Below are 13,611 nucleotides of genomic sequence, written 5' to 3'. Positions count from 1 at the left end.
TCGTCGTCGTCAGCGGCCTGATCGGCGGCCGCTCGGCGGCGTCCCGCACGAGGCGTCGGTACGCCACGAGCGCGGCTCCCGGTCGACCTGTGATCACGGTGAACCAGAGTTCGGGCATGGTGCGATCGGCGCCGGCGGTGTCGCCCACGGCTCGAGTCCGTCGAGTCCGAATCCCGATCGGGTCGGTCGGGATTGACGGTAGCGTTCTGGCCATGGCAGCGACCGTTCGAATCCCCACCACCATGCGTCCGATCACCGGCGGCGAGAAGCAGGTCCCGGTCGAACCCGGCACCCTCGGCGACGTCATCGCAGCGCTCGAAGCCGCGCACCCGGGCATGGGTGATCGTCTGCTCGACGAAGAGGGCGCTCTGCGCAAGTTCGTCAACGTGTTCGTCGACGACGACGACGTGCGCTACCTCGACGGGCTCGACACCGCAGTCGGCGACAACATCACCGTCTCGATCATCCCCGCCGTCGCCGGCGGCTGAACGGTCAGTCGGCGTCGCCGGTGACGCGGTTCTGAGCGTCGTCGACGACCGTTCCGTCGAAGATCGTGTCGTCGACCTCGGCGTCGTCGATCGCCAACCACACGAACACGCCGGCCAGCGCCGCGACCATCGGCACGAGCACGAACACCCACAGTTGGCCGATCGCATTCGGGTCGGTGTCGGAGAAGATCGCCGAACCGATCGAGCGCGCCGGGTTGATCCCGCCGCCGTCGAGGTCGAGCAGCACGAGATGGGCGAGCGCGTAGGCGCCACCGGTGAAGAGGGCGATCGACGCCGTCGACAGGCCCTTGCTGATCGACGACAGCAGGACGACGACCACCATCACACCGAAGACGAGTTCGGCCGAGACCACCGACCCGAGCGCACCGAACCCTCCGCGGTCCCATCCGTTCGCTGCACTCTGCGAGCGGGTCAGGTCGTCGATCCCGAAGATCAGGGCGCCGCCCAGGATGGCTCCGGCCACCTGACCGATCCAGTCTCCGACCGCCTCGCGGAGTGTGATCTCGCGCACCAGGAGCAACGCACACGTGAACATCGGATTCGCGACCGCACCGAGCACCCCGATCGCGATGGCGATCGCCAGCCCGAACGCGATCGCCGCACCCAGGTCACCGACGCCGCCGCTGGTCAGCGTGAGCACACCGGGGCCCGCGAGCATCACGAGGGTCGTGGCGACGAGTTCGGTCGACGCGTTGCGGACCGTGGACGCCGCCTCGGGTCCGGGTGGCGGCATCGCGCTCTCGCTCATCGCGGTCACCGTACATCGCCCACGCCATCGGGGTGATCCTCGGCTTCGCCGTGACGCGCGTGGTCGGGCGGACCGATCGGGCTCCGTAGGCTGAGGTCGTGTTGGGTCTCGTCACAGCCGAGGTGGCTTCGGCCCTCGATCCGGATCTCCTCCCGCTCGATGCGGCGATGCGCCGGCGTCTCGGAGACGATCGAGTCCGGATCGTCTCCTGGGACGACGCATCAGTCGACTGGTCGTGCTTCGACGTGGTGATCGTCCGATCGACGTGGGACTACACCGACCGACTGGCCGAGTTCCTCGACTGGGTCGACCGCGTCGACGCCGTCACGACCGTGATCAACGACGCCGACGTGATCCGATGGAACACCGACAAGCGGTACCTGTCCGACCTCGAAGCGGCAGGCTTCGCCATCGCTCCGACCGTCTTCGTGGATCCGGGCGACGCTCCACCCGCCGTCACCGGCGTGCACGTGGTGAAGCCGACGGTGGGTGCTGGTTCGAGCGGTGCGCGTCGCTGCGAACCCGACGAGGTCTCGGCCCATGTCGCGTTGCTGCACTCGGAGGGTCGCACGGCCATGGTGCAGCCGTACCTGGACCGACTCGACGAACTCGGCGAGACCGCACTGTGTTTCGTCGCATCGCCACAGACGGGTCACCTCGTGCTGTCCCACGCCTTTCGCAAGGGCGCCATCCTCACGTCGACGACCGTCGAGCAGGAGGGCGATCTGTTCGCCAAGGAGCAGATCGACCGGCGGACGTCGAACGACGAGGAGGTCGGACTCGCACGTCGGGTGCTCGCCTCCGACGTCGTACGGCGGCGGGGCAGGATCATGTTCGCCCGTGTCGACATCGCTCCGTATCGCACCTCCGACGGCATCGACGGACACGTCGTGATGGAACTCGAACTGATCGAGCCGTCGTTCTACTTCTCGACCGACCCGGCCACGGTCGACACGTTCGCCGATGCACTCGACGCATGGCTGGGCACCATCGCCCGCCGACACACGTCAGGCGTCGACTGACATGGCGCGTCGCAGGACCGAGCGGATGATCGTGACCCGCGTCGAGGGTGCCGCTGACGGCGTCGAGCGTCGGGTCAGACGTCGCCCCGACGAGCTGATCGTCGAGGAGCCGATGTCGATCCAGCTCGACGGGACACTCGTGTCGACCACGATGCGCACGCCGGGCCACGACTACGAGTTGGCCGTCGGATTCTGCCTCACCGACGGGCTGCTCGCCGGACACCCGGTCATCGGCGTGCGCTACTGCGCCGACGGCAGTGCGGTCGACTCCGAGTTCAACATCGTCACGGTCGAGACGGGTGGTCGTGCACCGACACCGACACCGCGCCTCGGCAACGTGTCGTCGAGTTGCGGCTGGTGCGGCAGCGAGCAACTCGACGAACTGTGTGCCCGCCTGGAGCCGCTCGCCGCGACGGAACCGGTCGACCTGGATGTGATCGCGACGATCGCCGATCGTGTGCTCGACGGGCAGGGCCTGTTCGCGGCCACCGGTTCGGTCCACGCGGCCGCAGCCTTCGACGCGAGTGGGAGCGTCCTCGTCACCCGCGAGGACGTCGGTCGCCACAACGCCGTCGACAAGGTGATCGGTGCGATCGCTCTCGGCTCGGTCCAGGGCGCGTCGGTGCCCGCCACCGGACTCGGCCTCTTCGTCAGCGGGCGCGCGAGCATCGAGATGGTGCAGAAGGCGTGGGCCGCCGGGTTCTCCACCCTCGTCGCCGTGAGCGCTCCGACGTCGCTGGCCGTCGACGCCGCCCGCCGCGCCAACCTCGTGCTCGCCGGGTTCGTCCGCGGTGCCGATTTCAACGTCTATGCCCCGGAACGTCTCTGAACGGCCGGATCCGATCGTCACGTCGCGCAGCTTCTCCGCATACCCTGGGCCCATGTTGATGAACGAGGGTGTCGGTGTCGTCCACCTGATGGCCAAGCCCACGCCGGGTGCCGATCGCGAAGCGGTCATCGCCGCGGTGAAGCAGGCCGAAGCCGACGACTGCCAGGTCGTGACGGCCTCGATGATGGGCCACAAGGCCGACATCTGCGTGATGGCGTTGTCGCCCGATTGGAGCGTGCTCCGTGTGTTGCAGACCGGTCTGCAGCGTGCAGGGCTCGACATCGTCGACAGCTACGTGTCGATCACCGAGGTGAGCGAGTACGCGAAGGGCCTCCCGGAGGAGATGCTGAACGCACGGCTGTACCCGAACCTCCCGCCCGAGGGTCTGCCCGCGTTCTGCTTCTACCCGATGAGCAAGAAGCGTGAGGCGCACGCGAACTGGTTCGCCACTCCCTTCGAGGACCGCAGGTCGATGATGATGGAACACGGCACGAGCGGCCGCAAGTTCGCGGGCCAGTTGGTGCAGTTGATCACCGCTTCGTCGGGTCTCGACGACTACGAGTGGGGCGTCACGCTGTTCGCCAAGAGCCCCGAGGTCGTCAAGAACGTGGTGTACACGATGCGCTTCGACGAGGCGTCGGCACTGTTCGGCGACTTCGGTGACTTCTACGTCGGGTACCTGGACTTCATCGAGAACATCCTCTGATCGGCTCCCTTCGGGGAGCCGTCAACTGATGGCGATGCTGCTGTCCAGCACCGCGGTGCCGTCGGTCCGGAAGACGAAGCGGTCGAAGAAGGCGCGAGACGGGTCGCCGTTGCGCGCCAGCTCCGTGATGCGCGTCGGACCGTCGTAGTCGATCTCCTGCTCGGCGTCGAGTCGCGAGATGCAGTCGGCGAAGGTCCGACACTCCTCGCCACCCGACGACACCGAGGTCATCTGGGCGGCGATGACCGCAGGCGAGTCGGAGTCGCCCTGGGCAGCGGCGAGTGCGATCAGGTTGACGCAGTCGATCACCTGGGAGGTGAAGGGGCCGTCACCGTCCTCACCGGAGGACTCGGGCAGCACGATCTGCGGCGCGACCCCCACGATGCGTTCGCGGAACGAGGCGTCCAGGCCGGCGATCAGCGGTCGGTTCGACTGCGACCGGGCTGCGTCGTTGACGATGACGTGGCTGAACGAGATGTCGTCGCTGGCGCCGACCGCTTCGAGGATGCGAGCGATGTCGTCGCCGCTGCCGAGGATGATCGCGGTGTCGGCGCGCGCCGCGACCACCTCGTCGAGTTCCTCCTCGAGGTCGACGTCGGCGAAGGGCACCGCCACCGATTCGACCTGGATCGAGGTCTGGGTGCCCAGCGCATCGGCGACCGCGGTTGCGTAGGGCCGGCCGTAGGCGTCGTCGACGTGGATGATCACCACCCGCCCGGTCGTCCGACTCGTCGCCTCGCGGGCGATCGCCGTCGCCTGCAACGTGTCGGTGGCGACGCTGCGGAAGAACAGGCCGGCGTCGGGGTAGTCGTCCAACGAGATCGCCGTCGCCGTGGCCGAGCACATGACCACCCCCGCAGCGACGGCTTCGTCGAGCGCGCCGATCGCCGTGTTGGACGACGTGGGCCCGACGATCGCGTCGGCGCCGTCGTCGATGAGCGACTCGGTCGACTGTGCCGCCGAGGTGGCGGTGGCACCTTCGTCGGCGATGAGCATCTCGACGTCTCGACCGAGCACCCCTCCGGCGTCGTTGACGGCCTCCACCGCTGCTTCGAACGAGGACGAGAGGCTGAGCCCGACCGTCGGGTCGTTCATCGGGATCAGCGCACCGATGGTGAGGATGTCGTCGTCGACCCGTGGCTGGGCCGGTTCGGTCGTGGTGGTGGTCGTGGTGGCCACGGGGTCGGCGCCCTCCCCGCTGCACGAAGCGAGGACGAATGCCGCAACGGCGAGAGTGGCTCCGCGGCGTACGCGTCGAGCGTGCGGTCCGCGCCTCATCGTCGACACCGTACCGTTCCGTCGACGGCCGATGGGTGCTTCCCCCACGGAGTGCGACCGCACACCGCTCACCGGGATGTTTCTCAAGATTTCGTCAGCGTGCGCCGAAAGACCAGGGAGACCTCCGGCGTCGGACACCGAGCGAGACCGACGCGCCACGCCCCGACTCCGAGCCACGCAACCAGTCCCCCAGAGCCCCGTTCCCCGAGCGCCCGCCCCGAAAGCACCACCCCGACCGCCCCATGCCCGTCACCCCCCTCCTTCCCAGCGACCGGCAACTCGTCGATGCTGCGCGCCACGGCCACGATGCTGCATGGCAGGAACTCATGGAGCGCCATCGCGGGTCGATCCTCGTCGTGCTCGGCGCGCGTCGCCGGTCCACCCGGCTCCACGCCGCGGACCGCATCGAGGGTCTCCGCACGGGCCTCGCCGACACGGATGCGGGCGAGCGCGAAGGGGACGAGGCGATCCGGGCCTTCCGACCGCGCGCGATCGCTGCGGTGACCGGCGGACGCTTCGGGCCCGCCGCAGCATCACCCGACGATCCGCAGATGCTGCTCGCGCGTGCCTTCGGCCGTCTTCCCGAGCCGTGGCAGACCGTGCTGTGGCACAGCCACGTCGAGCAGTTGTCGGCCGCAGAGGTCTCGCCGCTCGTCGGTCGGGCGACAGGCGACGTGACCGACCTCGTGGCCACCGCCGAGCGCGGTCTGCTCGACGCCTATGCGCTCGAGGTGTTGGACGCAGGTGACGTCGACGACGAGACCGCCGCCGTGATCCCGATGCTCAGTGGGTACGTGCGTGACGCACTGCCCCCGCACGACCAACGGCGCGTCGAGCGTCGACTCGCCGCCGCCGACGACGATCCGGCACCGAGCGGAGCCACGCTCGTGTCCGACATGCTGAGCCTCGCGCGCCGGTTGCCCGACGTGCTCCCCGACGCCATCGCTCCCGCTGTGACCGGGCTGTCGGTTGCCGAGCACCGCGAGCGTCTCGGCACGGCCGACCGGTCCTTCGGCGCCGCAGCCCTTTTCGCGACCCGCTCCGATCGGACCCGGCGAGCCATCGTGCTCGGATCGGTCGCCGCCGTCGTGCTCGCGCTCGTCGGTGTCGCGTCGCTCGCTCGCCAGTCGGACGACGAGCCGGTCGGCGCGCCGACGAGTGCCCAGCCGGTCGAGGTCCCGACGACGCCACCCGCCACTGGCGAGCCGGTCAGCTCGGCGGCCGACCCCACGGTCCCCGAGACGACGGACCTCGAGTTGCGCCCCGACGTGAGCGGACCCGTGAACACCGTGGAACTGATCTTCGACGAGGGCATCCGAGTGGTCGGGTTGCAGACGACTCCTCCACCGCTGAGCGCGGTCGTGTCGAGCCCCGCCCCTGCATTCGCCGGTGGAAGCGGCACGCTCGACATCGCCGTGACGAACACGAGCGCTGCCGCCGTCGACGCGTCGATCGAGATCGTGCTGCCGCGCGGGGTGGTCTTCGATGCGCTCGTGGCGGGCGATGCGGACTGCGTGGACCCCGACAACGATTCTCCGTACTGCAACGTCTCGGTGGGGGCCGGCGCCACGCTCGACATGTCGATCCGGGTGGCGCTCGAGAGTTCGGTCGTGGGTCGCCTCCAGGTCGAGGGCGATGCGTTGCCCGAGGCGTTCGACGTACCGATCGTCTCGACCCGCGATCTGATCCACAACTCCGTGGGCCGCGGTGACGTCGCCGTGATCGGGAACACGGTGATGGCGTGCGACGATGCCGCCGCCGCCGAACTCGGCATCTCGTGCGCCGACGTCCACGCCGGAATCGGGGACGTCGTGAACCGGTGGGACGTGCCGATGACCTTCACGGGTGCGGCTCCCGTCCTCGGTCTGTTCAACAGCTCGGTCGCCACGCTCGAGATGCCGGAGGGTGCGACGGTGGTCGACGCCCGTCTCTTCTGGTCCGGCGACCTCAACCAGGGTGGGGTCGTCGTCGAGGTCGGTGCGGAACGTCCGGTGACGCTGCGCGGCCCCGACGGCGCGATCGTGAGCGTCGAGGCCCAGGACGTGTCACTCGGTGACCAGGACGCGACGCAGTACGTCGGACGCGCCGACGTGACCGACCTGGTCGCGACGGGCGGATCGGGCGACTACCTCGTCGGCGACATCGCGACTGCCGAAGTCCGGGGGTCCTACGGAGCCTGGGCGCTCGTCGTGGTGTACGACGACGACTCGCTGCCGCGTCGTCATCGCGTCGTCACCGACCCGTTCGACTGGGTTGCACCCGAGGCGCCATTCGACTACGAGGTCGACATGCCGGTCCCGGTCTCGGTCGATGCGCCGGCGCACCTCGCCGTCGTGGCGTACGAAGGCGAGCGCGGCTTCGCCCCCGAGCAACTCGTCGTCGGCGGGCAGCGACTCGGCGGTGACAATCCGTTCGACAGCACGATCAGCGGGCCCCGGTCCCCGGCGTTCGACAACAGCCTGGGCGTCGACATCGATGCCTATGATCTGAGCATCGACACTCCGAACGGCATCCTCGACATCGCTGCCACCTCCGGCGACGACGGCGTCCGCCTCGCCGTCATCGCGCTCACCGTCGACCTCGCCTCGTGAAGTCCGCGGTCCGTGCTGCTCACCTCGAGCAGGCGGCCGACGCCCCAGCCACCTCGGTGGACCGGATCGGACGCGACTTCGGTGTCGCCCTGGCCTCGATCACCGACTCATGGGTGATCGAACTCTTCGAAGCCGCCGTGGCGGCGAATCCCACGAAGCACCGTGTCGCACTCCTCGCCGTGGGTGGATACGGGCGCGGCGAACTCGCCCCGCACAGCGACCTCGACCTGCTGCTGGTCCACAACGCGAGACCGCGCAAGGTGGCCGCCGAGATCGAACCGATCGCGAGCGCACTGTGGTATCCGATCTGGGACTCGGGCGCGAAGCTCGGCCACGCCGTGCGTCGGGTCGACGAGCAACTCGACCTGGTCGACGGCGACCTCGACTCCGCCACGGCGCTGCTCACCGCTCGCTTCCTGGTCGGCGACGAGGAGATCGCCGCCGAGGTCACCCGGCGCGGGCGCCATTCCTGGGAGTCGCACCGGTCGACCTATCTCACGGCGCTCCGGGCGCGGATGACCGATCGGCAGGCCGAGTCGGCCGACGTGGCGTACCACCTCGAACCCGATCTGAAGAACGGTCACGGTGGCCTGCGCGACGTGCAGACGGTGTGGTGGGCCATGGCGAGCGGGCTCGACGTGATCGACCAGGACCTCGACGACCTCGACGCGTGCTACGACACGTTGCTCCGGGCGCGGGTCGCCACCCATCTCACCACCGGTCGGGCCGGTGAGGTGATGCGCCTCGAGGACCAGGACGCGATCGCTGCTCGAGGGGGTTGGAGCGACGCCGACGCCCTGATGGCCGACGTGGCGGCGGCGGGTCGCACCGTGTCGTGGTTGTGCGACGAGACGTGGAACCGGGCGATCGACCGCGATCCGCAGGACGACCGGGCGATCGCTCCGGGCGTCGTGTTGCACAACGGCGAGATCGAGTTGACCGAGAGTGCCGATCCACGTCGCGACCCGACCCTGGCGCTGCAGGCCGCCGTCGCAGCGGCGCGCAACGACTGTCGGATCGGGCGGGCCACGCTCGACCGACTCCACGACGAAGTCGAGCCGTGGCCGGGAGACTGGCCGGTCGGTGCGCGTACGGAACTGGTCGCGCTGCTGCTGGAAGGGCACCGGGCGATCCGGGTCCTCGAGTCGCTCGACCAGCGCGAGTTGCTCTCCCGCTTCCTTCCGGAGTGGGAGCCGGTGCGGAGCAAGCCGCAGCGCAACGCCTACCACCGCTTCACCGTCGACCGTCACCTGTGGGAGGCGGCGGCGAACGCCGCTCAGCTCGTGGATCGTGTCGGGCGACCCGACCTGCTGGTGCTCGGTGCGCTGTTCCACGACATCGGCAAGGGCTATCCCGGGGACCACACCGAGGTCGGGATGGAGATGTTCCGGAGCATCGGCCCGCGCCTCGGGCTCGATCCGCACGACGTCGGCGTCATCATCACCATGATCGAGCACCACCTGCTGCTGTCCGACGTGGCGATGCGCCGTGACATCTCCGACGAGGCCACGATCGATCTGGTGGCCGGGCTGGTCGGCACGGTGGAGAAGCTGGAACTGCTCGACGCACTCACCGAGGCCGACTCCAAGGCGACCGGCCCGTCGGCCTGGGGGTCGTGGAAGGAACAACTGGTCGACGAGCTCACGTCGCGCACCAAGCACGTCCTCGGTGGTGGTCAGGCGTCGGAGGTCAAGTGGCGTCTGTTCCCCGACGCGGACACGTTGGCCGCCATGGCGACGGGCGAGGTCGACATCTCGCGCAACGGCGACCTGATCACGATCGTCAGCCCCGACGCCGCCGGCACGTTCAGCCAGGTGGCCGGTGTCGTGACGATGCACGGGCTCGACGTCGTCACGTCGCGTGCGTACTCCGACGAGCAGGGCATGGCGGCCTCCCAGTTCCGGGTGTCGTCGCCCACCGGTGAGATGAACTGGCGCAAGGTCAAGAGCGATCTGCGCAAGGCGCTCCGCTTCGAACTCGCGATCGAGGCCCGACTCGCGGAGCGGGCCAAGACCTATCGGCGACGCCGCAAGTTGCAGGCCGACACGCCGGGGCCGCCGAAGGTCAAGTTCATCGAAGGTGGCTCGAGCAACGCCACCGTGATCGAGATCCGCGCGGTGAGCAAGATCGGGATCCTCCACCGCATCACCCAGGCGCTCGACGACATGGGCCTCGACATCCGCCACGCCACGGTGCACACCATCGGCATCGAAGTGGTCGACACGTTCTACGTCCGCACCAGAGCGGGTGACCTCGTGAACAGCACCGCACACCGCAAGGAGATCCAGAAGGCGCTCCTCCACGCGGCACGGTGACCGGTCGACTGCTTCCCGACCGGTGAGGCGCGTGGCGTACATTGAAGGCATGACGGCTGACGCTCGGGACCTGGCTCGATGGAGCGAGACGCTCGCCGGAATCGCCAGGACGGGGATGGCGTTCACCGAGAACCTGTACGAGCGCGAGCGGTACGAGGAGGTGCTTCACGTGGCGGGCGACATCAAGGTCGCAGCGCGCGCGTTGGAGGACGGCGAGGCCACCGCTCGCGAGATCGACCACTTCGTCGGGGAGTGGATGGAGTCGATCGGCGAAGGCGTGCCCGGCTACGTGACGCCCAAGACGGCGGTCGGTGCGATCGTCGGCAACGAGGCGGGCGAGATCCTGCTGGTCCAACGCAAGGACTCCGGCGTGTGGCTGTACCCGACCGGCTGGGCCGACATCGGGTACTCACCCGCCGAGGTGGCGGCGAAGGAGGTGCACGAGGAGACCGGGATCGAGTGCACGATCGACCGGCTGATGGGCGTGGTCGACGGCCAGCGGATGGGCTTCAGCCGGTTCGGGATGTACATGCTGCTCTTCAAGTGCACTGCGACGGGCGGCGAACTGACCCCGCACCCGCTCGAGACCGGTGACGTGGGCTGGTTCGCCCGCGACGCCCTTCCCGAGGCCACGGCCGGAGCGGCGTGGTGGGGGCCGATGGCCTTCGCCGCCATCGACGGCGAACTGTCCGAGGCGACGTTCGACGACGTCCGCCCCCACGTCTGGCGCACCTGACCCGACCGGGACCTCAGTCCTGGTCGCGGAGGAACTGCTCGACCTCGGTCATCAGCTCGTCGGGATCGATGGGCGCTGCGGAGGTGAGGTCACCCTCGGTCGCTTCGGTCTCGTCGTTGATCTGCTCGAGGCGGGCGAGGTACTCGACCATGTCGTCGTCGTCACCGATGAGTGACGCGACCTTCTGGTCGTAGTCGATCGCCTCGCCGGCGAGGCGGGACAGAGGGGCCGGGGTACCGATCATCGAGCAGGCCCGGTCGACGAGCGCCATGGCCGCCTTGGGCGACGGAACCTGCGATGCGTAGCCGGGGACCGCAGCCCACAGCGACGCCGTCGGGAGCCCGGAGCGGTGGAGCGCGTCGTGGATCACCCCGACGATGCCGGTCGGGCCCTCGTACTGCGATCGCTGCAGTTCGAACCGTTCGATGAGCTCCGGGTCGGACGCGGTGCCGACCAGCGGAACGGGTCGCGAGTGCGGCACGTCGGCGAGCAGGGCGCCGAGCGACAGCGCCATCGTCGCGCCGAAGTGTTCGGCGATGCCGGTGATCTGCTCGGAGAACAACCGCCACCGCAGGGCCGGTTCCGGACCGAGCATCAGGATCACGTCGGTTCCGGGGAGCGACGCCGACCACACGCCGACCGTGGGCCACACGATGGAGCGGTTGCGTTCGTCGTCGAGGCGCACCTGGGGACGCACGGTGGCGAAGTCGGTGAACACCTCGGGGTCGATCTCGGCGAGCACGTCGGCGTCCCACGACTCGATCATCGTGGTCATGGCCGACGAGGCGGCGTCACCGGCGTCGTTCCAGCCGGTGAACCCCGCGATCAGAACCGGTCGATCGAGTGACCGGTCGGCCAGCCAGCGCACGTGCTCGGTCCCCACACCCCACACGCTACCGGCGCATCCGATCCCGCCGATCGGCACGCCCGAACCCGAGCCCGGCACCCCGAGTCGGTCCGATCCGTTCAGAATCAGAAGGACCGACTCGGGTGGTTGTCGGTGGGAGTCGGTCCGTTTCGTTCAGAATCAGAAGGACCGACTCGGGTGGTTGTCGGTGGGAGTCGGTCCGTTTCGTTCAGAATCAGAAGGACCGACTTGGTCGGTTGTCGGTGGGAGTCGGTCCGTTTCGTTCAGAATCAGAAGGACCGACTTGGTCGGTTGTCGGTGGGAGTCGGTCCGATCCGTTCAGAATCAGAAGGACCGACTCGGGCGGTGGCGATGGTGACGTGGGCCTATCGTGCGGGCATGACCGACTCCGACACCGACTCCGGCAACGTCATCGGCGCGACGATCGAGGTCGCCACGACCGTGGACGACGAACTCGTCGCCGCCTTCGAGTCGCTGATCCCGCAGCTCTCGTCCTCGTCGCCCCCACCGAGTCGTGAACTCCTCGCCGATCTGGTGGACGGCGCCGACACGGTCGTCTTCCTCGCCCGCCTCGACGGTGCGATCGTCGGGAGCCTCACGCTCGCCTTCTACCGCATCCCGACGGGCATCAAGGCCTGGATCGAGGACGTCGTGGTCGACAATGCGGCGCGGGGTCACGGCGTGGGACGGATGCTGAACGAGGCCGCGCTCGACGTCGCCCGCCAGCGCGGGGCGAAGAACGTCAGCCTCACCAGCCGCCCGTCACGCGAGTCGGCGAACCGCCTGTACCAGCGCATCGGTTTCCAACGCCGCGAGACGAACCTGTACCGCTTCGACCTCTGAGCTCGACATTCGGGTGACTCCGGGCCTGGTCCGGACCCGTGACGTCACGTCCGGCGGAACGATCAGCCCTGGATCGGTCGTTGCGACAGCAGCCAACCGACGATTCCCGACGTGGTGTCGGCGAAGGAACCGTCGCCGTTGCGCTCGGGGAGTGCCGGGTAGTTGTCGTAGTTGATGACCACGATGCGGTCGCCGGCACGCCACAGGCCGCGGAACGTGATGTTGTTGTACATGTTCTGCACCCGACCCATCCACCCCCGCCGGCTGATCCCGTAGCTGTCCGAGTAGCCGGTGAACCAGGTGAAGGGCACACCGCGATCGCGGGCGATGCTCATCGCGCGGTAGAAACCGTCGGCGTAGCCGACTCCGGCGCACACGTCGAGCGGGCACTCGACGCCGATGCGGTCACCGCTGTAGAGGGCCGCTTCGCCCGCACTGCCCGCACCGATGGTCGGGAACGACGCCGCATTCACGCTGTTGGTGAGGTTCTGCGGTTGGTAGAGGGTCTCGATGGTGCCGTACCCCTGCGGCGCGTAGTGGTTGCGCGCGCCCGCGACGCCTCCGACGTTCGCCCAGCAGCCGGGATTCTCGGCGGCGTACACCGAGACCCCTTGACGGTCGAAGGTGAAGCCGCCGACGTTCTCGACCGCCTGCCAGTAGCGGTCGTCCTTGAAGCCGACGCATCCTCCTCCGAGGGTGATCGGGTGCTCCACGACGAGGTCGAGGGTGCCGACAGCGCGTGTGAGCGCCACGGCCTTCTCGACGGAGTCGGAGCCACCGAACGCATTGCCCCAGAGTCCGTCGAGGTTGTCGCGGGCATACGTCCACTGGTTGTCCGCTCCGAGCAGGCCTTCGGAGCCGTAGAAGGCGAGGTAGACCTCGGGCCGCTGCTGGTTGGCGGTCGGGGGTGGTGGTGGTGTGAGGCGTCGCGCGGGGACGGCGTTGCGCGCGTCGACCGGGGACGTGAATCCCGGCGCACCGGTCCGAGACGCCGACGCCGCGTCGGGGGTGTCGGCGGGAACCGAACGGTCGATCGGGTCGTCGGAGCCGCCGATCTCGAGGGTGTCGCCTCCGGAGGTGCCGCAGGCGGCCAGCGCGATGCCGGCGACCAGGAGAGCGGAGAGGAGGGTGCGAGGGTTCATGGTGCGAGGGTTCATGGTGCGTGG

General features: G+C 68.9%; 12 protein-coding genes. 8 read left to right on the top strand and 4 right to left on the bottom strand.

Annotated elements, in window-relative coordinates:
- The first annotated feature begins 212 nt into the window (after positions 1-212).
- Positions 213-488 carry a MoaD/ThiS family protein gene (locus ABJK40_RS00640; RefSeq protein ID WP_348481108.1) on the top strand — a complete coding sequence of 92 codons (276 nt, stop codon included), beginning with the start codon at positions 213-215 and terminating at the stop codon, positions 486-488.
- A gap of 4 nt (positions 489-492) precedes the next feature.
- On the opposite strand, the gene ABJK40_RS00635 is transcribed toward ABJK40_RS00640, so the two are convergent.
- Entirely contained in the window at positions 493-1,257 is a 765-nt protein-coding gene (locus tag ABJK40_RS00635; protein ID WP_348481107.1) for an aquaporin, read from the bottom strand.
- A gap of 98 nt (positions 1,258-1,355) precedes the next feature.
- On the opposite strand from ABJK40_RS00635, the gene ABJK40_RS00630 reads away from it, so the two are divergent.
- The 3 genes from ABJK40_RS00630 to ABJK40_RS00620 are packed head-to-tail and all read left to right on the top strand — an operon-like array spanning position 1,356 to position 3,814.
- Positions 1,356-2,279, top strand: a complete 924-nt coding sequence (locus tag ABJK40_RS00630) for a hypothetical protein (RefSeq protein ID WP_348481106.1) — start codon at positions 1,356-1,358, stop codon at positions 2,277-2,279.
- A gap of 1 nt (position 2,280) precedes the next feature.
- Complete coding sequence (gene fdhD, locus ABJK40_RS00625) at positions 2,281-3,108, top strand: formate dehydrogenase accessory sulfurtransferase FdhD (RefSeq protein WP_348481105.1); 828 nt, start codon at positions 2,281-2,283, stop codon at positions 3,106-3,108.
- Positions 3,109-3,160: 52 nt separating this feature from the next.
- Positions 3,161-3,814 carry a chlorite dismutase family protein gene (locus ABJK40_RS00620; RefSeq protein WP_348481104.1) on the top strand — a complete coding sequence of 218 codons (654 nt, stop codon included), beginning with the start codon at positions 3,161-3,163 and terminating at the stop codon, positions 3,812-3,814.
- A 21-nt stretch (positions 3,815-3,835) separates the two neighbouring features.
- Here ABJK40_RS00620 and ABJK40_RS00615 read toward each other — a convergent pair whose 3' ends face one another.
- Positions 3,836-5,092, bottom strand: a complete 1,257-nt coding sequence (locus tag ABJK40_RS00615; RefSeq protein WP_348481103.1) for an ABC transporter substrate-binding protein — start codon at positions 5,090-5,092, stop codon at positions 3,836-3,838.
- A gap of 242 nt (positions 5,093-5,334) precedes the next feature.
- Here ABJK40_RS00615 and ABJK40_RS00610 point away from each other — a divergent pair, with 242 nt between their 5' ends.
- From ABJK40_RS00610 to ABJK40_RS00600, 3 genes are read left to right on the top strand one after another with little or no spacing between them, the layout of a single operon-like run.
- Positions 5,335-7,683, top strand: a complete 2,349-nt coding sequence (locus ABJK40_RS00610) for a hypothetical protein (RefSeq protein WP_348481102.1) — start codon at positions 5,335-5,337, stop codon at positions 7,681-7,683.
- Entirely contained in the window at positions 7,680-9,998 is a 2,319-nt protein-coding gene (locus ABJK40_RS00605) for a [protein-PII] uridylyltransferase (RefSeq protein ID WP_348481101.1), read from the top strand. Before ABJK40_RS00610 ends, ABJK40_RS00605 begins: the two co-directional genes overlap by 4 nt.
- A 49-nt stretch (positions 9,999-10,047) precedes the next feature.
- Entirely contained in the window at positions 10,048-10,734 is a 687-nt protein-coding gene (locus ABJK40_RS00600) for an NUDIX hydrolase N-terminal domain-containing protein (RefSeq protein WP_348481100.1), read from the top strand.
- Positions 10,735-10,747: 13 nt separating this feature from the next.
- Here ABJK40_RS00600 and ABJK40_RS00595 read toward each other — a convergent pair whose 3' ends face one another.
- Positions 10,748-11,617: a PAC2 family protein gene (locus ABJK40_RS00595; RefSeq protein ID WP_348481099.1), complete on the bottom strand. Its 870-nt coding sequence runs from the start codon at positions 11,615-11,617 to the stop codon at positions 10,748-10,750.
- 363 nt (positions 11,618-11,980) lie between these two features.
- Here ABJK40_RS00595 and ABJK40_RS00590 point away from each other — a divergent pair, with 363 nt between their 5' ends.
- Complete coding sequence (locus ABJK40_RS00590) at positions 11,981-12,445, top strand: GNAT family N-acetyltransferase (RefSeq protein ID WP_348481098.1); 465 nt, start codon at positions 11,981-11,983, stop codon at positions 12,443-12,445.
- A gap of 62 nt (positions 12,446-12,507) precedes the next feature.
- Here the strand turns inward: ABJK40_RS00590 and ABJK40_RS00585 are convergent, their stop codons facing one another.
- Complete coding sequence (locus ABJK40_RS00585; protein ID WP_348481097.1) at positions 12,508-13,587, bottom strand: hypothetical protein; 1,080 nt, start codon at positions 13,585-13,587, stop codon at positions 12,508-12,510.
- Between the last annotated feature and the right edge of the window lie 24 nt (positions 13,588-13,611).

The organism is Ilumatobacter sp. (genome assembly GCF_039969435.1).
Classification (GTDB): Bacteria; Actinomycetota; Acidimicrobiia; order Acidimicrobiales; family Ilumatobacteraceae; genus Ilumatobacter_A.
This window is presented reverse-complemented; position numbering and strand designations above follow the sequence as displayed.